Source organism: Haloarcula sp. S1AR25-4 (genome assembly GCF_031624555.1).
GTDB lineage: Archaea > Halobacteriota > Halobacteria > Halobacteriales > Haloarculaceae > Haloarcula > Haloarcula pellucida.
Genome location: NZ_JAMQOR010000001.1, coordinates 1,621,946 through 1,643,875 on the forward strand (window position 1 = coordinate 1,621,946; position 21,930 = coordinate 1,643,875).

The 21,930-nt window shown below is 68.1% G+C and carries 26 protein-coding genes; 15 read left to right on the plus strand and 11 right to left on the minus strand.

What is annotated here, in order from left to right; all coding sequences use genetic code 11:
* Window positions 1-26: 26 nt before the first annotated feature.
* Window positions 27-2,729, minus strand: coding sequence for a DNA mismatch repair protein MutS (gene mutS / locus NDI85_RS08525; protein ID WP_310915508.1), 2,703 nt, complete (start codon window positions 2,727-2,729; stop codon window positions 27-29).
* A 198-nt stretch (window positions 2,730-2,927) separates the two neighbouring features.
* Between mutS (NDI85_RS08525) and NDI85_RS08530 the strand changes: the two genes are divergently transcribed.
* The 4 genes from NDI85_RS08530 (at window position 2,928) to NDI85_RS08545 (ending at window position 6,750) form a co-directional block, all read left to right on the plus strand.
* The gene (locus NDI85_RS08530) at window positions 2,928-3,068 is read left to right on the plus strand and encodes a hypothetical protein (RefSeq protein WP_189000560.1); all 141 of its coding nucleotides are present in this window, start codon (window positions 2,928-2,930) and stop codon (window positions 3,066-3,068) included.
* Window positions 3,065-3,487, plus strand: a complete 423-nt coding sequence (locus NDI85_RS08535; RefSeq protein WP_189000558.1) for a low molecular weight phosphatase family protein — start codon at window positions 3,065-3,067, stop codon at window positions 3,485-3,487. Before NDI85_RS08530 ends, NDI85_RS08535 begins: the two co-directional genes overlap by 4 nt.
* Window positions 3,488-3,527: 40 nt before the next feature.
* Entirely contained in the window at window positions 3,528-5,663 is a 2,136-nt protein-coding gene (locus NDI85_RS08540; RefSeq protein WP_310915509.1) for a peptidase, read from the plus strand.
* A gap of 64 nt (window positions 5,664-5,727) precedes the next feature.
* Window positions 5,728-6,750, plus strand: a complete 1,023-nt coding sequence (locus NDI85_RS08545) for an AIR synthase family protein (protein WP_310915510.1) — start codon at window positions 5,728-5,730, stop codon at window positions 6,748-6,750.
* On the opposite strand, the gene NDI85_RS08550 is transcribed toward NDI85_RS08545, so the two are convergent.
* Window positions 6,751-6,915 carry a hypothetical protein gene (locus NDI85_RS08550; RefSeq protein WP_189000523.1) on the minus strand — a complete coding sequence of 55 codons (165 nt, stop codon included), beginning with the start codon at window positions 6,913-6,915 and terminating at the stop codon, window positions 6,751-6,753.
* Between the two features lie 171 nt (window positions 6,916-7,086).
* On the opposite strand from NDI85_RS08550, the gene thiD reads away from it, so the two are divergent.
* Window positions 7,087-8,439, plus strand: a complete 1,353-nt coding sequence (thiD, locus tag NDI85_RS08555) for a bifunctional hydroxymethylpyrimidine kinase/phosphomethylpyrimidine kinase (RefSeq protein ID WP_310915511.1) — start codon at window positions 7,087-7,089, stop codon at window positions 8,437-8,439.
* A 67-nt stretch (window positions 8,440-8,506) separates the two neighbouring features.
* Here the strand turns inward: thiD and NDI85_RS08560 are convergent, their stop codons facing one another.
* Complete coding sequence (locus NDI85_RS08560; RefSeq protein ID WP_189000516.1) at window positions 8,507-8,752, minus strand: PRC-barrel domain containing protein; 246 nt, start codon at window positions 8,750-8,752, stop codon at window positions 8,507-8,509.
* Between the two features lie 100 nt (window positions 8,753-8,852).
* A complete protein-coding gene (locus NDI85_RS08565; RefSeq protein WP_189000513.1) occupies window positions 8,853-9,308 on the minus strand; it encodes a ferritin-like domain-containing protein in 456 nt (151 codons plus the stop codon).
* A 198-nt stretch (window positions 9,309-9,506) separates the two neighbouring features.
* Here NDI85_RS08565 and NDI85_RS08570 point away from each other — a divergent pair, with 198 nt between their 5' ends.
* Window positions 9,507-10,217, plus strand: a complete 711-nt coding sequence (locus tag NDI85_RS08570) for a hypothetical protein (protein ID WP_310915512.1) — start codon at window positions 9,507-9,509, stop codon at window positions 10,215-10,217.
* A gap of 81 nt (window positions 10,218-10,298) precedes the next feature.
* Complete coding sequence (locus tag NDI85_RS08575) at window positions 10,299-10,934, plus strand: DsbA family oxidoreductase (protein WP_310915513.1); 636 nt, start codon at window positions 10,299-10,301, stop codon at window positions 10,932-10,934.
* Here the strand turns inward: NDI85_RS08575 and ddh are convergent.
* The 3 genes from ddh to NDI85_RS08590 form a co-directional block, all read right to left on the minus strand.
* Complete coding sequence (gene ddh, locus NDI85_RS08580; protein WP_189000504.1) at window positions 10,931-11,857, minus strand: D-2-hydroxyacid dehydrogenase; 927 nt, start codon at window positions 11,855-11,857, stop codon at window positions 10,931-10,933. The genes NDI85_RS08575 and ddh overlap by 4 nt on opposite strands.
* Before the next feature lie 110 nt (window positions 11,858-11,967).
* Window positions 11,968-12,222 (minus strand): hypothetical protein, encoded by a 255-nt coding sequence (locus tag NDI85_RS08585; RefSeq protein WP_189000502.1) that lies wholly within the window; start codon window positions 12,220-12,222, stop codon window positions 11,968-11,970.
* Window positions 12,223-12,326: 104 nt separating this feature from the next.
* Complete coding sequence (locus NDI85_RS08590) at window positions 12,327-12,509, minus strand: hypothetical protein (protein ID WP_189000500.1); 183 nt, start codon at window positions 12,507-12,509, stop codon at window positions 12,327-12,329.
* A gap of 186 nt (window positions 12,510-12,695) precedes the next feature.
* Here NDI85_RS08590 and NDI85_RS08595 point away from each other — a divergent pair, with 186 nt between their 5' ends.
* Both NDI85_RS08595 and NDI85_RS08600 read left to right on the plus strand, forming a co-directional pair.
* Window positions 12,696-13,787 carry a sulfite exporter TauE/SafE family protein gene (locus tag NDI85_RS08595; RefSeq protein WP_189000496.1) on the plus strand — a complete coding sequence of 364 codons (1,092 nt, stop codon included), beginning with the start codon at window positions 12,696-12,698 and terminating at the stop codon, window positions 13,785-13,787.
* A 24-nt stretch (window positions 13,788-13,811) separates the two neighbouring features.
* Window positions 13,812-14,252, plus strand: a complete 441-nt coding sequence (locus tag NDI85_RS08600) for a universal stress protein (RefSeq protein WP_310915514.1) — start codon at window positions 13,812-13,814, stop codon at window positions 14,250-14,252.
* Here NDI85_RS08600 and NDI85_RS08605 read toward each other — a convergent pair.
* Both NDI85_RS08605 and NDI85_RS08610 read right to left on the minus strand, forming a co-directional pair.
* Window positions 14,249-15,004 (minus strand): hypothetical protein, encoded by a 756-nt coding sequence (locus NDI85_RS08605; protein ID WP_310915515.1) that lies wholly within the window; start codon window positions 15,002-15,004, stop codon window positions 14,249-14,251. The two genes, NDI85_RS08600 and NDI85_RS08605, sit on opposite strands and share 4 nt — an antisense overlap.
* A 38-nt stretch (window positions 15,005-15,042) precedes the next feature.
* The gene (locus NDI85_RS08610) at window positions 15,043-15,375 is read right to left on the minus strand and encodes a thioredoxin family protein (RefSeq protein WP_189000486.1); all 333 of its coding nucleotides are present in this window, start codon (window positions 15,373-15,375) and stop codon (window positions 15,043-15,045) included.
* 89 nt (window positions 15,376-15,464) lie between these two features.
* On the opposite strand from NDI85_RS08610, the gene mutS (NDI85_RS08615) reads away from it, so the two are divergent.
* Together mutS (NDI85_RS08615) and NDI85_RS08620 are read left to right on the plus strand one after the other, a co-directional pair.
* The gene (gene mutS / locus NDI85_RS08615) at window positions 15,465-18,191 is read left to right on the plus strand and encodes a DNA mismatch repair protein MutS (protein ID WP_310915516.1); all 2,727 of its coding nucleotides are present in this window, start codon (window positions 15,465-15,467) and stop codon (window positions 18,189-18,191) included.
* A 73-nt stretch (window positions 18,192-18,264) separates the two neighbouring features.
* A complete protein-coding gene (locus tag NDI85_RS08620; protein WP_189000482.1) occupies window positions 18,265-18,528 on the plus strand; it encodes a HalOD1 output domain-containing protein in 264 nt (87 codons plus the stop codon).
* Here the strand turns inward: NDI85_RS08620 and nucS are convergent.
* Entirely contained in the window at window positions 18,525-19,253 is a 729-nt protein-coding gene (gene nucS, locus NDI85_RS08625; protein WP_310915517.1) for an endonuclease NucS, read from the minus strand. The two genes, NDI85_RS08620 and nucS, sit on opposite strands and share 4 nt — an antisense overlap.
* Window positions 19,254-19,262: 9 nt before the next feature.
* Window positions 19,263-19,694, minus strand: a complete 432-nt coding sequence (locus tag NDI85_RS08630; protein WP_310915518.1) for a hypothetical protein — start codon at window positions 19,692-19,694, stop codon at window positions 19,263-19,265.
* 164 nt (window positions 19,695-19,858) lie between these two features.
* On the opposite strand from NDI85_RS08630, the gene NDI85_RS08635 reads away from it, so the two are divergent.
* The 4 genes from NDI85_RS08635 to NDI85_RS08650 all read left to right on the plus strand — a co-directional run bounded on the left by NDI85_RS08635 (window position 19,859) and on the right by NDI85_RS08650 (window position 21,712).
* Entirely contained in the window at window positions 19,859-20,146 is a 288-nt protein-coding gene (locus NDI85_RS08635; RefSeq protein ID WP_189000473.1) for a zinc ribbon domain-containing protein, read from the plus strand.
* Between the two features lie 299 nt (window positions 20,147-20,445).
* Window positions 20,446-21,285, plus strand: coding sequence for an aldo/keto reductase (locus tag NDI85_RS08640; protein WP_310915519.1), 840 nt, complete (start codon window positions 20,446-20,448; stop codon window positions 21,283-21,285).
* Between the two features lie 9 nt (window positions 21,286-21,294).
* The gene (locus NDI85_RS08645) at window positions 21,295-21,480 is read left to right on the plus strand and encodes a hypothetical protein (RefSeq protein ID WP_310915520.1); all 186 of its coding nucleotides are present in this window, start codon (window positions 21,295-21,297) and stop codon (window positions 21,478-21,480) included.
* Between the two features lie 94 nt (window positions 21,481-21,574).
* Complete coding sequence (locus NDI85_RS08650) at window positions 21,575-21,712, plus strand: hypothetical protein (RefSeq protein ID WP_166968190.1); 138 nt, start codon at window positions 21,575-21,577, stop codon at window positions 21,710-21,712.
* Window positions 21,713-21,930: the final 218 nt, after the last annotated feature.

The following is a 21,930-nucleotide window of genomic DNA, read 5'->3' on the forward strand; positions in this document are numbered from 1 at the left end:
CGTCGAGAGGGGCGTCGGAGACTATCTCACGCCTCGTCTAGCTCGTCCTGCCACTGCTGGACTGTCGCCATCAGTTCGACCGGCGGCGTCTCGGTGACGTCGAGGGCGGAGAGAGCCGAGAGCACCTCCTCGGCGTCCTCGCCGAATCGGTCCGTGAGCGTGTCCTCGTCGACTGTCTCGGCCGCGCCGCCGTCGGCGCTCGTCGGTTCGCCGCCAGCCCCCCCGCCGAACGTCCCCGAGGAGAGGTCGAAGACGGCCTGTTTCGTGCCACCGCCGCCGCCGCTCCCGCGCGCTTCGATGGCCTTCTCCTCGCGCAGGCGGTCCAGCACCTCCTGCGAGCGGTCGACCACCGGGCCGGGGACGCCGGCCATGTCGGCGACGTGAATCCCGTAGCTCCGATCGGTCGGGCCGTCCCTGACGGTCCGGAGGAACGTCACGCCGTCCTCGCCCGCCGACTCCGGTTCGCCGGCGACGGCGACGTGGACGTTCTCGACGCGTTCTAAGTGGTCCGCGAGCGTCGTCAGTTCGTGGTAGTGTGTGGCAAAGAGCGTCTTCGCGCGCACCTCGTTGTGGAGGTACTCCGTCGCCGCCCACGCGATGCTGATGCCGTCGAACGTCGCCGTCCCCCGGCCGACTTCGTCCAGAATCACCAGCGAGTCCTCGGTCGCGGAGTGGAGGATGTTCGACAGTTCCTGCATCTCGACCATGAACGTCGAACGGCCCTGCGCGAGTTCGTCGAGTGCGCCGACGCGGGTGTAGATGCCGTCCACGAGGCCGACGGTGGCGTCCCGCGCGGGGACGAAACTCCCCGCCTGCGCGAGCAGGGTGATGAGTGCGGCTTGTCGCATGTAGGTGGACTTCCCGCTCATGTTGGGGCCGGTGACGACGAGGAACTGTCGGTCGCGGTCCAAGAAGAGGTCGTTGGGGACGAACTCGGTGGTCTGCTCGACGACGGGGTGGCGACCGGCCTCGATGGACAGTTCCTCGCCGTCGGTCACGTCCGGCCGCGTCCAGTCGTTCTCGACGGCGTGGACCGCTAGCGACGCCAGCGCGTCGATTTCGGCGAGCGTCCGACCCACGTCCTGCATGAGTGTCGCGCGCTCGGCGACCCGCTCACGGAGGTCCTCGAACAGGTCGTACTCCATGTCGTGGCGGCGCTCCTCCAGTCGCAGGACCGCCCGCTCCTTCTCGTCGAGTTCGGGGATGGTGTAGCGCTTGGAGTTCTTCAGCGTCTTTATCTCCTCGTACGCCTCGGGGACGCTGTCCGTCTCGGACTTCCCCACCTGGATGTAGTAGCCGTCGGTCTTGTTACGGTCGACCGAGAGGTGGGTGATGCCGGTGCGCTCTTTCTCGCGGTCGGGGAGCGTCTCCAGCCACTCCAGCGCGCTCTCGTGGTCGTCGATAATCTCGTCCAGACTGTCGTCGTAGCCGCGGCGGAACAGGCCGCCCTGCGTGACCGTGCCCGGCGGGTCCTCCACGAGGGCTTCGTCCAGTTCCGCAGCCAGTTCGGCGGCGGCCTCGCGGTCAGCGCCCGAGAGCGCGTCGGCCAGCGGCGACTCGGCCAGTCGCTCGGTCTGTTCGACGGCGTCGGCCACCTGCGGAAGGAGTGCCAGCGTCTCCTGGGCGGCCCGGAGGTCACGGGCGTCGGCGCTGCCGGAGGTGGCACGGGAGGCCAGTCGTTCGAGGTCGTAGGCGTCCGACAGGGTCTCCCGAATCGTCTCGCGGGCCATCGCCTCGCGGGTCAGCGCCGCCACCGAGGACTGGCGGCGGTGGAGTTCGCCGCGGTCCCGACGGGGGCGCTGGAGCCACCGCCGGAGGAGTCGCCCGCCGGCGGCCGTCGTCGTGTGGTCGACGGTGTCGAACAGCGACCCCGATTTCCCGCCCTGCATCGTCTCGGTGAGTTCGAGGTTCCGCTGGGTAGTCGCGTCCAGCGCGACGTGTTCGCGGGCGCCGTAGGCCTGCAACCGGGTGACGGCCGCGAGCGTCCCGACGCCGGTCTCCTCGACGTACGAGAGGACGGCGCCGGCGGCGGCGATGGCCGCGTCGTCGTCGGCGATGCCCACGCTCGACAGCGTCTCGGCGCCGAACTGCTCGCGCACCCGGTGGCGGGCGCGGCCGGGCGCGAACGCCTCCGAGGCGTGCAGCGAGACGGCGGCGTCCGAGCGCTCCGAGAGGGCGTCCAGAAAGTCGTCGTCGTTCCGCAGGTCGGGGCCGGGCAGGACCTCCGCCGGGGCGAACGTGTACAGTTCGGTGAGGACGGCGCCGGGGTCGGCGTCGTCGAGTTGGGTCACCTGAAACTGGCCGGTGGTCACGTCGGCGAAGGCCAGTCCGTAGCTGTCGCCGTCCCGGCCGGACTGGCGGACCACGGCGGCGAGGTACTGGGCGGCGGCGTCGCCGGTTTCGAGGTGCGTGCCCGGCGTCACCACGCGCGTTATCTCGCGGGCGTGGCCGTCGGCCGTCTCGTGCTGGTCGGCGACGGCGACGCGGTACCCCCGTTCGACCAGCGCGGAGACGTACGGCGTCAGATCGTCGACCGGGACGCCGGCCATCGGGTACGACGAGCCGTGGGAGGACTTCTGGCTCACCTTCAGGTCCAGTTCCTCGGCGACCAGTTCGGCGTCCTCGGCGAAGAACTCGTAGAAGTCGCCGCACTGCATCGTCAGAATGTCGGCGTCGGTCTCCTCCTTGAGCGAGAGGAACTCCCCGACGATACCCGTCGCCTCTGTCATGGCCAATGCTCCGTCCGTCCCCGGCGTAAGGATTGCGGGAACGGACGGGGAGACGGCGTTCGGGTGAGCGAGTCCGACGACACCCGCGGACAGACAATATAGCTCTCGATAGCGGTATAGAGACCGGAGCGCACCGAAATCGCCATATGTCGAGTCGAACAACCCTCGGCTATCGCGGAGAGAATCCGCGGCACCATCATGACCGACACGTTCCGCGTCGCCGTCGTCTGCGTACAGAACGCCGTCGCGCCGCCGGCGCGACGAGCCCTGTCTCGTCTCGCTCGAACCGGCACCCGAATGCGACCCTCGATGCGGGTCGCCACGGGAGGCGACCGATGACCTATCGGGTCGCCTTCGTCTGCGTACAGAACGCCGGCCGTTCCCAGATGTCGACGGCCTTCGCCGAGCGAGAAGTCGAGAAGCGCGGCCTCGACGACCACGTCGAGGTCGTCACCGGCGGCACGCATCCCGCGGACCACGTCCACCCGGAGGTCGTCGAAAGCATGCGGGAACTCGACATCGACCTCGCCGAGCGGACCCCGCGCGAAGTCTCGACCGAGGAGTTGGAGGCCTGCGACCTCGTCGTCACGATGGGGTGTTCGACCCTCTCGCTGGACGCCGACGTCGAGGTCCGCGACTGGGCGCTGGACGACCCCGACGGGCAGGACGCCGAGGCCGTCCGGGCGATTCGTGACGATATCCAGACACGGGTCGCCGACGTGTTCGACGACATCGAAGCCCGGTTAGAGACCGCCTGAGCGGTCAGCTATATCAACGGGGAGACGGTACAGAGAGACAATGCGCGTGGCGCAGCGTGGCGGGGTGGCCGTCGCCGTCGCACTCCTACTCGTTCTCACGTCGGTCGCGCCAGCGGCCGGGACCGGCGAGGCGTCCCAGCAGATGCGTCCGCCGGACAGCGCCGCCGTCGAGTACCCGGAGCGGCATCCCGCGAGCGTCTCGCCACCGACCGCGGGAGCGGCGGCCACCACGACACAGGTCGCCGACGAGGACGCCATCCGCCAGACCCAGACCTACGCGCTGACCCCGGACACCCCCGGCGAGGTGGCGGTCGAACTGACCTACGAGATACCCGACCGCGTGGTCTCTCTGGAGACGAAGATCCCGGCCAACGCGACGAGCGTCGACGCCGACGGCTTCGAGCGGGTCAACGAGACCACCTTCGAGTGGGACGGCACGACAGACGCGGCGACCATCGACTACCGCATCGAACCCAACCGGACCATCGAGCAGAGCGGACCCGAAGGCGCCGACGGCCAGTACATCGCGGTCGACGCCGGCGAGTGGGCGCTCATCAGCCGGTCCCAGACCCCGACGCGGTGGCGGTACACCGGGACCGACCCCGTCGTCTTCCGACAGAACGTGACGACGGCCGGGGCGGGCGCCGCCGGCGAGCAACTGGTGTATCTCGGCCCGGTCGCCACCTTCGAGCGAACCGACAACGGGCAGACGTTCCGCCTCGCGGTGCCCGAGCGAGCCCAACTGATGACATCGCCGACCGAGATACTCGACTCGCTCGTGAACGCCTCCGACGCCCTGCAGGTCGGCGACCGCGACGAGGACGTGTTCGTCGTCGCCGCCCCGACAGACGGCGTCGACTGGGGCGTCCGGGGACTAGAGACCGGTGGCTCGGACTTCTGGGTGCGCGACACCGAGTCACTGGACACCCCGGACAACGTCTGGCTTCACGAGTACGTCCACAGTCGGCAGGCGTTCACGACGACCCGCGAGACGCGCTGGCTGACCGAGGGGACGGCAGTGTACTACGCGGCGCTCCTGACGCTCGAACAGGACCGCATCGACTTCGCGGCGTTCCGCGACGCCATGGACGACGGCCAGCGTGCCGTCTACGCCGACGTGGTGCTTTCCGACCCCTCGACGTGGGACCGCAACGCCAACTACGTCAAGGGCCCGCTGGTGGCCGGTCGCGTCGACGAGGAGGTACGCCGCCAGACCGACAAGGAGTCGACGTTCCAGGCGACGTTCAGGCGGCTGAACGGACTGAACCGGCCGGTGACACAGGAGACGCTCCTGAGCGCGGTCGAACGGGCCGGCGGCGACCGCGCGCGGGCGGAGACGGCCGACTACACGGAGACGACGGGTAGCGTGACGATGTGGAACCAAACGGTTCACGCCCGCGTGTTCGGGCAGTTGCCCGCCAGAATCGGCTACGCCCTCCCCAACGCGACCGCCGACAGCGGGTACCACGTCAGCGGCCCCTACCGGACCACGTCTCTCACGAACACCACGCCGATACGGCTCGCGACCGGCGAGACGCTGACCGTCGACGCGATAGTGCGCAACGCCGGCGGCACCGAGGGCACCTACAACGCGACGCTCGACCGCAACGGGACGACCGTGGCGAGCGAGGACGGGCGCATCGGCCCCGGCAACGAGACGGTCGTGCCGCTCTCGCACACGTTCACCACGCCCGGCCAGTACGTGATGAGCGTCGACGGCGACAACGTCACGGTCGTCGTCGAACGGCCGGCCGAGGCCCGCGTCACCGGCGTCGAAGTCAGTTCCCGCACGGCCACACAGGGAGGGTCCGTCGTCGTCACTGCGACGGTGGTCAACGACGCGCGGGTGCCCGCCGACGGGACGGTGGTGTTCACGCGTGACGACGAGACGGTGGCGACCCGCGAGGTGTCGCTCCCGCCCGAGAACACGACCCGTGTGGCAAACGGCGTCTCCCTCCCGGTGCCGGGCGACGTGTTCCTCTCCGCGAACGGGGCCCCGCCAGTCGCGGTGACGGTCACGCCGGCCAACGAATCGACCGCGCCGGCCGCGACCACGACGGCGACGGAGACGCCGACCACTACCACGACCGGCGAGTCCGCCCCCGGCTTTACCGTCGTGGGGTCGCTGGTGGCGTTCCTGCTGGTACTCGCGGCCGCCGTCAGTCGCCGTCTGTAGCGACCGTACAGTCGGGATTCAGTCGATAGCCACCCCTTAGTACCACCGCGTAGTAGCCAGCGTCATGCCAGAGCTAGGTAAAGTCGACCGCGACTTTTTCGGCGAGTACATCTACCCGAACCTCGGTGCGGACCGCGAGGACGTGACGCTCGGCCCGCAACACGGCGTCGACTTCGGCGTCGTCGACGTGGGCGAGAAAGCCGTCGCGATGGCGACCGACCCCGTGTTCGTGATGCCCTCGCTCGGGTTCGAGCGCGCGGCGTGGTTCGCCTTCCACATCCTGATGAGTGACGTCGCGGTATCGGGCCTGCCGCCGACGCACCTCTCCGTCGACTTCAACCTCCCGCCGGAGATCACCAACGAGGAGTTCCAGACGGTCTGGGAGACGTTCGACGCGGAGGCCCGCGAGTTGGGCGTCTCTGTCGTCACCGGCCACACCGGCCGCTACGCGGGATGTAACTACCCGATGGTCGGCGGGGCGACCGCGATTTCGGTCGGCGAGTTCGACCAGTTGGTCCGACCGGACGGCGCGCAGGTCGGCGACCGTATCGTCGTCACGAAGGGGCCGGCCATCGAGGCGACGGGCCTGCTCTCGATCCAGTTCGAGTCGCTGATGGACGCCGAGATGGACGCCGACGACATCGCCGACGCCACCGACCGCTTCTACGACATGAGCCCGGTGAAAGACGCGCTGACCGCGGCCGCGGCCGGGCCGGTGAACGCGATGCACGACGCCACCGAGTGTGGCATCTACGGCGGCCTCTACGAGATGGCCCGCGCCGCCGACGTGGGCGTCGAACTGGAGACCGAGAAGGTACCGATCCAGCCGGGCGTGCGCGAAGCCTGCGAGTTCTTCGGCATCGACCCGTGGATTTCCATCAGCGAGGGGACCCTGCTGGCGGCCGTCGACCCCGACGGCGTCGACGACGTGCTGGACGCACTCGACGCGGAGGGCATCCCGGCGGCCGACGCCGGCGTCGTCACTGCGGGAAGCGGGTTAGTGGTCGACGGTGAACCCACGGACCACCCCGGGGTCGACCCCTTCTGGGGGACCTTCGAGGAGTACATGGGGAAACTGCAGGAATAGTTACGCGCTTGTTCGCTCCGACGAGGTACCTACTTCGACGGCATAGCTGGACTGAAGCCACGCTTCAGGGTTGTCGGTGTCGTAGACGACGACGTCGCCGCCGCCGGTCGTGAAACTGCCGTACTGCTCGTCGTTTTCGCCGGAGTCGTTCGGAGCCGGTTCCATTGTCGTACACCGGGTGTGGGAGGTTCTCATACATAAGCGTTTCTCGGGTGTGATATGAAGTATTATTAGCATACTAGGACGGCGTACGGGGTGGTGGTTTCGCCAGCTCGCTGTCACGCGCGGACCTGCCAGACCAGCACCGCTTTGGGGCCGCCGGTCCAGCCCTCGAACATGACACGCGCGGACGCACCGGTCACGCCGCCGGTCGTACTCACCATCGCGGGGAGCGACTCGGGCGGCGGCGCCGGCATCCAGGCGGACCTGAAGACCATCGAGGCCGGCGGGGCCTTCGGCACCAGCGCCATCACGAGCGTCACCGCACAGAACACGACCGGCGTACGGGGGAGCCACCTCCTGCCGACCGACGCCATCGAGGCCCAGATTCGGGCGGTCCGGGAGGACTTCGACGTGGCCGCCGTCAAGACGGGGATGCTCGCGGTGAGCGACGTAATCGACCTCGTGGTCGAGGAGACGCCCCTGCCGAACCTCGTCGTCGACCCGGTGATGGTCGCCACGTCGGGCGACCGCCTGCTGGAACCCGAGGCCGAGGCGGCCTACGAGGACCTCATCGCGGAGGCGGCGCTGGTCACGCCCAACGCCGACGAGGCCGAGGTGCTGACCGACCGGACCATCGACGACCCCGGCGACGCCGAGGCGGCCGGCCGGGACATCGTCGAACTGGGGGCCGACGCCGCCCTCGTCAAGGGCGGACACGTCCCCGGCGACGAGGTGGTCGACGTGTTGGTGACCGACGACTCGGTGACGACGTTCCGCCACGACCGGGTCGACACCGAGGCCACTCACGGGTCGGGGTGTACGCTCTCCTCGGCCATCGCCACCAGACTGGCCCACGGCGACGACCTCGGCGACGCCGTCGCGGCCGGCATCGACCTGCTCGCTCGGGCGGTGCGGTACAACCTCGACGTGGGCGAGGGCCCCGGCGCGGTCCACCACATGGTCGAGACGCGCAACGAGGCCGCCCGCAACGACACCAGCGAGGCCGTCGAGCGGGCCGTCTCCGCGCTCGTCGACCGCGACGTCTCGCCGCTGGTCCCCGAGGTGGGGATGACCGTCGCCGGCGCGACGCCCTACGCCGAGACGCCGGACGAGGTGGCCGCCGTCGAGGGCCGCATCACCCGGACGATGGACGGCGTCCGGCCGAATCGGGGCGTGCGTTTCGGCGCAGGGAGTACCGTCGCACAGGTCCTGCTTGCCGCTCGCGAACACGACCCCGCCCTGCGATACGCCGTGAACTGCCGCCTGACCGACGCCGTGGAAACGGCCCTCGACGACCTCGATGGCTCCGTCTCGGGGTACGACCCGAGCGACCGACCGAGCGACGTCGCCGCCACGCCAGCGACGGCATGGGGCGTCGGGCAGGCGTTCGAAGCGAGCGCGGACTCGCCCGTCGCCGTCGTCGACCGGGGCGAGGTCGGCGTCGCCGGGAGCGTCACCCTGCTCGCGGTCGACAGCGAGACGGTAGTAGAGCGAGTCGAGACGCTACTGGACGCCGTGGAGGCATAATCGAGGTCGTAAGAGCGTGAGAAACGGTCGAAGGACCACGCCCCCCTCGGGGCGTCCGTGAGAACCACTACAGGTTAGGCTTGAGTCGGACCTCGTCGTCGGTGATGGTGTCGACTTTCGAGGGGTCGAGTTTGTAGTCGTCCTCGTCGATGTCCTCCCAGCCGAGTCGCGACATGATCTTGTCTGTGATCCCCGGGTCAGGGTCGACGAAGGCATCGCCGCCGCGGAATCCAGATATCATGCCTACGGCCTCGCCTTCCGCGTTGACGACTCGTTTCCCCTCGTCTCGTTCGGTCAGGTTGCTTCGTGCCATTGCACTACCCTGTGCCGAGACAGCGGGTATTGTTATACTGAGAGAACTGCGCGGGCGAGACGAACCACCCGCCCTTACCGTGTCCTAAGGCGGCGTTAGCTCAGTCGTTGCGGTACTCTTTGCGGAACCCGCGGAACTCCGTCCGGTGGGCCTCCTCGTCGGCAAGCAGGGTGACCGCGAGGTCCTCCGTCACGGGGTCGTTCGCCGCCTCGGCGGCGTCGATGAGATCGTGATAGGTGTCGATAGCGTCGTTCTCGGCGTCGAGGACGCCCTCGATGACCGACAGCACGTCCGTCGAGTCGGCCGGTGGCTGGAGGGAGTCCTGCCGCGCGACGAACTCGCCGGAGCCGGGCGGTTGCGCGTCGAGTTGCTTGAGTCGCTGGCCGAGTCGCTCGGCGTGGCCCAGTTCCTCCTGTATGTCCTGCTTGAGGCTCTCCTTTATCTCTTCGGCGCGGACGCCATCGAGGACGATGGCGTTCGTCTGGTAGTTCATCACCGTCTCTATCTCGTCGCTGTACGCCTGCCGGAGGAGTTCGATGACGCGGTCGTCTGCCATGCAGGCGGCTTCGAGCGGGACGCATATACAAGGCAGGGTCGGTACAATCGACGTTCACGTTCCGTACCGACCGGTGATGCGTCTGCCCACCGAGACACGGTCGGATTGCTATCAGTACGCACGACAGTGGCGGAACGTTAATGTCTCTGTTCGGCCTGATACTACAGTATTACCGCAGTGCAGTCAAGCGACGACTCGATGAGCGACCCCCGCCTCCGTGAGGAGTGTCTCGACCGTGTCCCCGGTAGCGACGCCGACGGGGACGTCGTCCTCGTCGGGACGCTCCACGACCACCCGGCCAGCGCACACCGCGTGCAATCGGTGGTCGACCGCGAGTCTCCGGCGGTACTGGCGCTCGAACTCCCGCCGCTTGCGGTGCCGTTGTTCGAACACCACGCGACCGACGCGATGACACCGCCCACCTTCGGCGGGGAGATGAGCGCCGCGATACAGGCGGCCGACGGCGCGGAAGTCGTCGGTGTCGACGGCCCGTCACTGGCGTTTCTGGGCCGCGTCGTGGCCGCCCTCCACCGGGAGCGCGCATCGCTGGCGACGGTCAGAAGCACGGCCCGATCGGTTCTCTCACTCACGAAGACGGCATTCACCCGCCGGGTGGCTGCCGCGTTCACCGCGCTGACGGCGTTGCAGGTGACCGTCGACGTCCCGACGGTGTACGACGCCGGGTGGAGCGACGACGCCGAGCGACAGGCCGCCGACGAGCGAGCGCTGATGGAGACGGCCGAGGCGATGCGCTCGGCGTTCGACCCGCCGCCTGCGGCCGACGTCCGCACGACGGCCCGCGAGCGTCACATGGCCGACCGACTGACGACGCTCCGGGCGCGTGGGGACGTGGTCGCCGTCGTCGGACAGGGCCACGTAGACGCCGTCGCCGCACACCTCAGGGACTGATCGACGGGCGACACCACGGTTGTGCGATGTTCGGACACGACCGGGTCCCGCTCTTACCGAGCGAGGGGGTACCTCGTCGGTATGAGCGAGACACAGGAGAGCGAGCGTATCACGGTGTACTCGGACTACGTCTGCCCGTTCTGTTACCTCGGGCGCGAGTCCCTGCGGCAGTACCAGTCGACGCGGGAGTCCGAACTGGAGATAGACTGGCACCCGTTCGACCTGCGGAGCCAGAAGCGCAATCCCGACGGCACCATCGATCACTCCGTCGACGACGGGAAAGACGACGAGTACTACGAGCAGGCCAAGCAGGGCGTCCGCCGTCTCCAAGAGAAGTACGACGTGGAGATGGACCTCGACATCGCCACCGACGTCGACTCCCTGCCGGCGCAGGTCGTCTCCTACTACGTCGAGGAGCACTACGACTACGAGACGTGGCTCGACTTCGACGTGGCCGTCTTCGAGGCGCTCTGGCAGGAGGGCCGCGACATCGGCGACGAGGACGTGCTGGTCGAACTCGCCGAGGAGGCCGGCGTCGACGCCGACGAGGTGCGCTCGGCGCTCGACGACGACAGTCTCCGGGCGACGGTCCGCGAGCAGTTCACCGCCGCACAGCGACAGGGCGTCACGGGCGTCCCGACGTTCGCCTACGACGGCTACGCCGCTCGCGGGGCGGTACCGCCGGAACAGCTCGAACGGCTGGTCGAAGGGACCTAGGCGACGCGGTTCCGGAGTGACTCGCCGCGCATCGCCCGCTCGACGTTCTCGCGGACGAGTCCGGCGATGTCCTCGTGGTAGTGGTTCGTAAAGGCCGCACAGTGCGGTGACATGACGACGTTCTCGTAGCCCCACAGCGGGTGGTCCTCGGGGAGCGGTTCCTCCCAGTAGGCGTCGATAGCGGCGCCGGCGATAGATTCGTCGGCCAGCGCCGACAGCAGGGCCTCCTCGACGACGACGTCACCGCGAGCGACGTTGACGAGGTAGGCGTCCGCGGGCATCGCGTCGAGGACGGCGGCGTCGACCAGTCCCTCGGTGGCGTCGGTCAGCGGGACGGCGAGGACGACGAACCGGGCGTCATCGACGGCCGCGCCCAGTTCGTCGGGCGTGTACACCCGCTCGACGCCGTCGACGGGGTCGCCCGAGCGCCGAACGCCGACCACGTCCATCCCCAGCGCGTCGGCCCGCCGCGCGACTCCCTGTCCGATGGTCCCGAGGCCGACGACGCAGACGCGCTCGCCGGTCAGGGTGAACGGGACCTCGTAGGCCTCGTGGTCCCAGACGCGCTCGCGTTGCTGGTCCCGGTAGACGTGGAGGCGGCGGGCGAACATGGTGAGGTAGCCGACCACCGTCTCCGGCACCGTGTCGCCGTGGATGCCCGTGCTGTTGGTGAGGGCGGTGCCGCTGGCCTCGTAGGCCGCCGTGTCGAACTCGTCGTATCCCGCCCGCACCCCGTGGATCCACGCCGCATCGAGGAACGCCTCGCGGGGCGAGAAGGTGACGACGCAGTCGCCGGGGCCGTACGTCTCGCCGTCCGTGGTCCGTTCGACAGGTACCGACAGCGACGACAGCGACTCGACCAACGCCGGGATGGGGAACGCCTGTCCGGCCGACTCGTGGACCGCGATGCGCTCGATGTCCATACCGGCTTCTCGGGGAGTATCGTGTTAGTGGTTTCGCGCCCAGCGAGCGTCGTCTCCGGAGAGTCGCTCTCCGACTTCGAAACAGCCGTCGAGCGACCCAAGAACGGCGGTTATGGTTCGTAGAACGCGTCCGGGCCGTGGTCGTCCTGCCACGCCAACAGCGTCCGGGCTGGAAGCCGGGGCAGCGAGCGCGCGTCCTCGCTCTCGCCCGTGAGCGGGCTCCAAACCGCCTCGTCCGCTCCGAACCTCGTTTCCCCTTCGCGAACTCGTTCGAGCGCGTAGCCGCCGTTCTCGTCGGCGTACAGCGACCCGTCGGCTTCGAAGACGACGACATCTCGGCCGCCGACCGTGTCGGTGACAGTCACGGTAGCGGCTACGCGGTTCCTGAAAGCCGTCGTGTCGCCGTCGTCGCGGCGGGCACACCCGATGCTACGGGCGTAGCGTCGGCAAGAACGGTCGACCGACGCCGCTAGCGACGGTCGGTACGGGCTTCGACGCGCATCTCGACGTAGCGGTCCGACCACGTCTCGACGTGGGTTCGAATGGCCCGCAGTACCGTCGCGACGAGTCCGTCCGTCGGGGCGCGATCGACTGCGTCGTGACTGTCGTCGTACGACTGCTCTGCCTCCGTGGGCCCCTCTGGAAAACTCATTACGTCACACAGTGACACGGCCCGGTACAATAAACATTAGGGATTTATCACCGCGCACGCGAGCGCAAGCGAGACGATGGTTATTGTCCACTCAGACCGTCGAATTGTCACGAATCATCGCCCGAGACGTCGAACTATACGACAACGCTCTTAAGTCCCGATTCTCTACGCTGGTTTCACGATTCAATGACCACGTCGTCATCGTCCGGACACATCCAGAAGACTTTCCTCAAATACCAGCACGTCTTCGTGTTCCTCGCACCACTGGCGTTCGTACTCGGGGTGTACTTCTTCGCACCCACCAGTGGCTCGGGGACCGGCTACTGGCTCGAATACTGGTGGCTGTTCCTCGCGTTCATCACCGGCGCCACCATCGTCAACACGGTCGGGATAAGCGGGTCGGCGCTGTTCGTGCCGTTCCTCATTTTCGTCTTCCCGGTCGTCGCCGGAGAGACGCTCACGCCGGAGACGCTCGTGAAAGTCGGTCTCATCAGCGAGTCGTTCGGCCTCTCCAGTTCGGCGCTGGCGTTCATCCAGTACGGCCTCGTCGACCGCCGGCTGGCGCTCAGCCTCGTCCTCGGCGGCATCCCGTTCGTCGTCGCGGGCGCGCTCCTCTCGTTCGTCATCCCCGCGCCGGTGTTCCACGCGCTGCTGGGTATCGCGCTCATCGCCGCATCGTTCCTGTTGTTCAAGGCCGACCTCGGGCACGAGGAACCCGGCGCCGCCGGCGACGAAGAGGCCGGCGTCTCCGCGGACGGCGGCACCGGCGCCAACCTTCCGAACGACGCCGACAAACTCGGTCCCGCCGGCGTCGAGAAAGACGAGAACGGCACCGTCACGCGCGTCGACAAGGACGGGAACGACTACACCTACTCACACGGCGGCTACCTCGAACGCTTCGCCAACTACAGCATCGGTGGGGTCTTCCAGGGCCTCGCCGGGTTCGGTATCGGCGAACTGGGTATCATCTCGATGCTCCGGACGAACGTCCCGGTCCGGGTCGCCATCGGGACGAACCACATCGTCGTCGCGCTGACCGCAGTGCTGGCCTCGCTCGTCCACGTCTTCGGCGGCGGCCTCGTGGGCGGCCACACGATGGATCTCGCCTCGACGCCGTGGAACATGGTCGTCTGGACGGTCCCAGCGACGGTCACCGGCGGCCAGATAGCGCCCTACGTCTCGGCGGCGCTCGACACCAGCCTCATCAAGAAGGGCGTCGGCGCCCTGTTCGCGATCATCGCCGTCGCACTGTTCCTGATGGCAGCCGGTGCCTTCTAACCGCGGCACGTTCTCCCTTCGAGTATGTACGACGACATCCTGCTTCCGACCGACGGGAGCGACGGCATCGCCGCGGCCGCCGAACACGCCGGGAACTTCGCCCACCGCTTCGACGCGACGGTCCACGTCCTCTCGGTGGTCGACACGCGCAACCGCTTCGAGAGTCCTACCGCCGGCCTCTCCGCCGAGGCGTGGACGGAAGCCGAACGCGAACGGGCCGAGCAGGCCGTCGACGACACCGTCTCGGCGCTGCCCGAGAGCGTGCCCGTCGAGACGGCCGTCGTCGAGGGCGTCCCGCGCTCGGAGATTCTGGCGTACGTCGAGGACGAGGGGTCGGACCTCGTCGTGATGGGTACGCACGGTCGAACCGGGCTAGACCACTACCTCATCGGCAGCGTCGCCGAGAAGGTAGTCCGGCGCTCGCCGGTGCCCGTCGTCACGGTCAGGCTCACAGCCGAGGACTAAGCCGGCCCGGCGCCGGCCCTCGGACCACCCAACGAGTGAGTGGTCCCGCCCTGTAGCTGCCGGTAGGCCGACGCGATGACGGCGACGGTATACAGCGAGACGGGGGTCTGTACGAGCACTATCGCCAGCAGCGCGAACTCGTACGGGAGCAACAGGGAGGTGACGAGGCCGATGACGCCGCCGAGGAAACCGGACAGCGCCACGACGACGACCATCAGGGCGAACAGGCGCACCCAGTGGCCCTTCGTACGGCGGTAACTCTCCCGTAGCGCGTCGACGAAGTTGCGGTCCTCGACGGCGACGATGGGGAGCATAAACAGGAAGGCGACGTAGGCGACGATGCCGGGGACGACGAGTAGCGACCCGACAGCGACGACGAGACTGTACGTGAGGCCGCCAACGAGGAGGTTCACCATCGCCAGCGGGACGTTCCGGGTGAACGCACCGTCCGGGAACGTCGCTCCGGCTCCGGCGACAAACGTCCGGACGGCGACGACCGAACTGTACAGCGAGACGACGAGCACCACGAGGTAGCCAGCGCCGAGGACCGGGGCCGCCACGTCCACCGTCAGCGGGAGCATCCGCGCCGCGTCGGCCAGCCCGAGACTGGCGTACCACCACGCGAGCGCCGAGTACACGATCGTCGTAGTGACTATCTGGACGACGAGAGACACCGCGAGAAGTACTGCGCCGGTTCGACTAACGAGGTGTGTCGCCGCGTCACTGAGCGCGACACCGATGCGGAGGGACATCAGTACCCGACTCTGCCGGCGAAATTAAAAGCGTACCGTCATCCGTCCTCGACGAACTCGACGAGGGCCGCCGTCGGGACGAACCCGTCGGCCCGCCGGTCGACCAACTCACCGTCGACGAACAGCAGGAACGTCGGGGTGCTACGGACGTCGAACGCCGCGACGGCATCTAAGTCCTCGCGAGGGTTGAACACGAGGACGGTGGCGTCTGTCGCTCGCACCACGTTGTCGAGAATCGGCTCCATCGACTGGCAGATGGCACAGCCCTCGGTCCGGACCATCACCAGCACGCGGTCGCTCTCGGTCAGGTACTCGTCCAGTTCCGCGCGGGTCCGGATCGTCACCGGCCGGTCGGGGTCGGATGTGGTCATGCCCGAGTGTAGGCAGTGGATTCAGGTAAGCGTTACAGCGGCGTGGCCGGACCGCGGGGTATTTCTACGGCCCGGCCCGCCTTGAGAGCATGGACGCTGCGCTTGGCCCGCCAGAGCAGATGGCCGAGCTAGACGACGACCTGACGCCGATGATGGCACAGTACTACGAGCTCTGCGAGCAGTACGACGACGCACTCGTGCTCTTTCAGGTCGGCGACTTCTACGAGGCCTTCTGTGCCGCCGCCGAGCGAGTCGCACGGCTCTGTGAGATAACGCTCACCCAGCGCACCGACTCCACCGGGGAGTACCCGATGGCGGGCATCCCCATCGACAACGCCGAGTCGTACATCGAGACGCTGTTGGACGCCGGCTACCGGGTCGCCGTCGCCGACCAAGTGGAGGACCCCGACGAGGTCAGCGGCGTCGTCCAGCGAGCGGTCACCCGCATCGTCACGCCGGGGACGCTCACCGAGTCGGAACTGCTCGGCGGGGCCGACAACAACTACGTCGCGGCGCTGGCCGCCGGCAACGGTTACGGCCTCGCGCTCGTCGACGTCTCGACGGGCGACTGTTACGCCACGAGCGTCGCCAGCGAGACGGCCGTCGCCGACGAACTGAGTCGGTTCGGCCCCGCCGAGGCCATCGTCGGCCCGAACGTCGACGTGGCCGACGACGAGGTGTTCGGCCCGGCCTGTCTCGTCACCGAGTACGACGCCGCCGCCTTCGAGCGCGAACGGGCCGAGGACCGCATCGAGCGGTACTTCGGGCCGCCCGAGCGGTTGCTGGCCGGCGACGCCGAGCGACGCGCCTGTGGCGCCCTGCTCTCCTACGCCGAGTACACCCGCGGGAGTTCGGGTGCCGTGGGACCGGACGGCGAACCGGTCGCCCCCGACGTGGACCCCGAACGCACGCTGGACTACCTCAACCACCTCACGCGGTACGACCCCCGCGAGTACATGCTGCTGGACGCGGTGGCCGTCGAGAGCCTCGAACTGTTCGAACGCCGCTCCGTGCGGGGTCACGAGAACCTCACGCTCGTCGACACGCTGGACGAGACGGCGTGTGCGCTCGGCCGACGGGAGTTGACCGACTGGCTCCGCCGGCCGCTGCTGGACGTGGACCGCATCGACGCGCGCCACGAGGCCGTCGCCGAACTCCAACGCGACCCCGCGACCCGCGAGCGCCTGCACGACCTGCTGGCGGACGTCTACGACCTCGAACGGCTCATCTCGCGAGTCTCGCGGGGGCGGGCGAACGCCCGGGACCTGCGCTCGCTGGCGTCGACGCTGTCGGTGGTGCCCGACGTGCGCGACGCCCTCGACGACGCCGACGCCCGCCTGCTGGCGGACCTCCACGCGACGCTGGACCCGCTGACGGAGACGCGTGAGGAGATCGAGGCCGCGATTCGCCCCGACCCGCCACAGGCGGTCACGGAGGGCGGCGTCGTCCGCGAGGGGTACGACGACGAACTCGACGCCCTGCGCTCGACGGAGCGGTCGGGCAAGGAGTGGATAGACAGCCTCGAAGCCGACGAGCGCGAACGCACCGGCATCGACTCGCTGAAGGTCGGCCACAATTCCGTCCACGGCTACTACATCGAGGTGACCAACGCCAACCTCGATTCGGTGCCAGAGGACTACCAGCGCCGCCAGACGCTGAAGAACAGCGAGCGGTTCTACACCCCCGAACTCAAGGAGCGCGAGGAGGAGATTCTGCGCGCCGAGAGCGAGGCCGACGACTTAGAGTACGACCTGTTCTGTCGGGTCCGGGACGCCGTCGCCGACGAGGCCGAACGCGTACAGGCACTGGCCGACCGCCTCGCTCGACTGGACGTCCTCGTCTCCTTCGCCGAGGTGGCCGCCCGTCACGACTACTGTCGGCCGACCATCGGCGGCGACGGCATCGACATCGAACGGGGTCGCCACCCCGTCGTCGAACGGACGGAGGACGCGTTCGTCCCAAACGACACCCACCTCGGGAGTGGTCCCCTCGGGGACGCCGACGCAGACGAACTCGACCCCTTCTTCGCCGTCCTCACCGGCCCCAACATGAGCGGGAAGTCCACCTACATGCGACAGGTCGCGCTCGTCTGTCTGCTGGCACAGGCGGGCAGTTTCGTCCCCGCGTCGTCGGCCGACCTCCCGGTGCTGGACCGCGTGTTCACCCGCGTCGGCGCCAGCGACGACATCGCGGGCGGGCGCTCGACGTTCATGATAGAGATGACCGAACTCGCCACCATCCTCCGGGAGGCGACGGCGGACTCGCTGGTCCTGCTTGACGAGGTGGGTCGGGGGACGTCGACGGCCGACGGACTGGCCATCGCCCGCGCCGTCACCGAGTACCTTCACGACGAAGTGGGTGCGTACACCCTCTTTGCGACCCACCATCACGACCTGACCGAGGCGGCCAGCGACCTCGCCGGCGTCGCGAACCGCCACTTCGAGACGAGTCGGGAGGACGGCGACGTGGTGTTCGACCACGAACTCGCACCCGGCCCGGCGGCGGCCTCCTACGGCGTCGAAGTCGCCGAGATGGCCGGCGTCCCCGAGAGCGTCGTCGAGCGATCCCGGTCCGTCATCGCGGACGACGAACCGGACGACGAACCGGCAAACCCGGACTCGACGCCGACAGCGACCCGCCCGTCGACGAACGGCCACGGGACGACAGACGAAGGCGCGGAGACGGCCGAGGTGGTTCGGACGAAGTCGGCTGACGGCCTCGAACGGGCCCTCCGCGAGGTCGACGTCGCGACGATGACGCCCGTCGAGGCGCTGAACGTGCTTGCAGACCTCAAGCACAGCGTCGAGCGAGGATGACAGTTGGTTAGAAAATACATTCCACTAACTAGTTAGGTAGGCACGTTTTATTCTTTGGCAGTTAGTGACACGTATGCACACAGCACCAGACGCCTCGTCGACCACGCCGGACCTCTCGACGACGCTCGAGAAGACGGATTCGGTCGCCGAAACCGTCGTTCGAGCGGTCGCGGCGGTCGAAGACGACCCTATCGAGGCGTTGCCCCCGCTGACGACGGCCGTAGACCCGGACGCACTAGCCGCGCTGTTCGGGAGCGAGACGGTCGGCCACGTCTCCTTTACCTACTACGGTCACACCGTCGTCGTCTCGTCGTCCGACGACATCGCCGTCTACTAGGGCGGTTCCAGCGAGACGAACTCCAACCCCTTCTCGGCCAGTAACTGCCGTGCGCGGTCGGTCACTGACGGCGCGACGAGGATACCCCTGACCTCGGTGTCCGCGTGTAGGTCCCGGCACAGCGCTTCGACGTACCGGTCGAGTTGGCCGACGGCGTCGGGGCCGACGCGACGCCGCTTCAGTTCTACGACGACCGTCCGGCCGGCCGCGTCCTCGCCGTAGACGTCGACGGCGCCGGCGGGCGTCTCCCGTTCGGTCGCGAGCGGCGTGAACCCGGACTCGACGAGGTCCGGTGCGTCGAGAATCCGCTCTTTCAGGTCGGCCTCGGTGCCGGTAACGGCCAGTTCCTCCGGGTCGCTCACGTCGAAGGCCGCCGCGTGCGCGACCGTCTCGAAGACGATCTCGAGTTCCTCCTCCGGCGTCGTCCGTTCGGACCGGACCACGAGTGCGCCGTCGGCGACGGCGATGCTGTGGTCACACCCCGGCGGTTGCCAGTTGACCGGTTGCTGGCCCTCGTCGGTGTGGACCAGTGCGGCCCCGTCTGGCTTCAGCGTCACGTGGCGGTCGCCGGGGCCGAGCGAACTGGCCGCTCGCCCTTCGTACTCGACAGTGCAGGGGCCGAACAACGTCACCATCGCCCCCCGCTCTATCGCCCGCTCGACGAGGTCACAGACGGTGTCGGGGGCCGGATAGCTGAGTGTCTCGACGGCGCTGTCGGCGGTCACGGCTGCCGGTTAGCGGGCGCCCCGTAAAAAGGGCGCGTCGTCGGGCAGGTGAACTGCGTCGGTCCGCTCGCGAAGGGCGGCCAGCAGTTCGGCCCGGACCGTCTCGGCGGCGCCGCTGCGGACGGCCTCACAGGCCCGAGATTTCTCCTCGACCCACCACGCTCGCAGGGCCGCCGGGTCGTCGGTGCGTGCGAGGGCGACGTCCCCGGGGTCCGCGAGCCTCGGGTCCAGCCAGCAGACGCAGTACCGGCGGACCGAGCCGTCACAGACGAGCACCTGCTCGACCGTCGCATCGAGCAGCTCTCGGACGGTAGCCGCCGACCACGCACTGCCGAGCGGACGCGACTGTGCGAACGGGTCGGCGTCGACGCCCCAGTGTGCGACCCGGCAGTCAAAGCGGCCGTCCTCACGGACGACGAGGACGAGGGTCCGACGACCCATCAGCGATCACCGGTCTCCAGCGTGGACATACGGCGGGTGGGTCCCTCACCCTACTTCAACGCTCGCGCTCCGCCCCGGCCCGCATTCACCACACGGCACCCAGAGACGACGAGGCATGTGAACTATGCACAACCCTCAAGTATAACGTCACCGTATAATCACGTATGATGGGGAGCGAATGGCTGTACGGCGCCATCGCCCTGCTCGTCGGCCTGCACGTACTGACGATGCTGTACGCCTACCGACGGCAGAGCGACCCCGCTTCCGGCGCCACGCAGTCCGACCCCGAAACGACGCCGCCGGCCCCCAGTGACGACGCGGTCGAGACCATCGACTGTGCCCACTGCGGGGCCACCAACGAGCGTGGGTACCAGTTCTGTCGGGAGTGCGTCGCCGACCTCTCCAGCGGTGCGCCACAGCGACAGTCGGTCGAACACAGCCAACCCTACTGACGGGCGGCCACGACCCGAGCGATTCTCTCGTCCCGAACCCAGAACGGCATCCGCCCAGTCGGACTTCTCGGTCGCCCGCGACCCCCCGAGCGGGGACACCACTTCGGCGGCTGACCGACGAGGTGGGCGACAGCCCCACCGTCCGCTGGTCGGGCGGGGCAGACGAGTTCGGTTCGAGCGGTGGCGTTCTGCATACCACGGCACCACCGTTTCGAGCGAGCCCGAACTCGAGCCGCGGGTGCGGGGTGGAACTGAACGTGGTCCAAACGGTTTTAGCGTCGGCGGGCCTCCGACCGACCATGTCCATCCCAACGACGACACTCCCCAGTGGCGACGAACTCCCGACGGTCGGCGTCGGTACGTGGAACCTCGACGACGACACCGTCGGCGACTCCGTACGAGCGGGTTTAGATGCCGGCTACGCGCACGTCGACACCGCCGAGGGATACCACAACGAGGCCGCTATCGGCGAGGCACTCGCCGACTACGACCGCGAGGACGTCTTCCTCACTTCGAAGGTCCTGCCGAAACACCTCGACTACGAGTCCGTCGTCGCGTCCTGCGAGGCGTCGCTAGAGCGCCTCGGAACGGACTACCTCGACCTGTACCTGATTCACTGGCCTAACCCGACCATTTCCCTCCGGGAGACGCTGAACGCGATGGCTACGCTCCACGACCAGGGAAAGATACGAAACGTCGGCGTCTCTAACTTCAGCGCCTACCAGCTCAGCGCCGCCCACCACGTCAGCGACGTCCCTATCGCCGTCAACCAGATCGAGTACCACCCGTGGAACACCCAGGACGACGTCGTACAGTACTGCCGTGAGACTAACACCGTCGTCGAGGCGGCCGCACCGCTGGGCCGAACAGAAGTGTTCGCCGACGAGACGATTCGGGCCATCGCCGAGTCCTACGACCGCTCGCCGGCACAGGTTATCCTGAAGTGGGCCGTCGAGAACGACGTCGTCCCGCTTCCGAAGTCCTCCTCACCCGACCACGTCCGGGCGAACCGCGACCTGTTCGACTGGGACCTCGCCACAGAGGACCACCAGCGCATCGACGACATCGACCACCACCAGCCAGTGTATGACTTCCCCGCCCGCGACTGGTCGGGCGACACCTACGGCATCTCACAGTAACCCGAGTCGATGGTGACGCCTCCCGCGCCCGGTCGCTGGGACGCCGCGGCCGCCGCGAGCGTCGCCGCTCTCCTCGTCGTCGCGTACGTCCTCATCCCCGACGCGACGGTCCAGTACAGCGCGTGGCTCCTCGTCTTCTGTATCTGGATGGCCTGGTTCGTCGCCTTCGGCGCGCGCTGGCTCTACGGCGAGTGACACTCAGCCATCACGCGAAACCACAAGACGTGAAGCTTTTACTCGGTTCCGTGTCAGCGAGAATTTATTTACTCCCGGTCGCTATACACACCCGATGCCTCGCATCGAAGTCTCGGAGAACCTGTACCGGCAACTCGAGGACGAAGCCGACGGCGAAACAATCGACGACACCCTCTGGAAAATGGTCGGTACCTACCGCCGCAAGCACAACCCCGAATCAGACCGACGATAGCGCCGCCCGCTACTGATTCTGCCGCAGTCCGTCCGACGAGCTGTCGCTGTGTCGCGGGCACGACGCTCTGCGACGACTCAGTGACGCACATCGCCGCCGACAGCGCTGCCGCTCTCTATACATGCAAAAAGCCCCGCAGAGAGATATCTCTCTGCGAGGCTCGATGAAAGTATGAATGGTGGCGGCGAACCAGATTTCCCAGAGGCTCGCGCACTCCA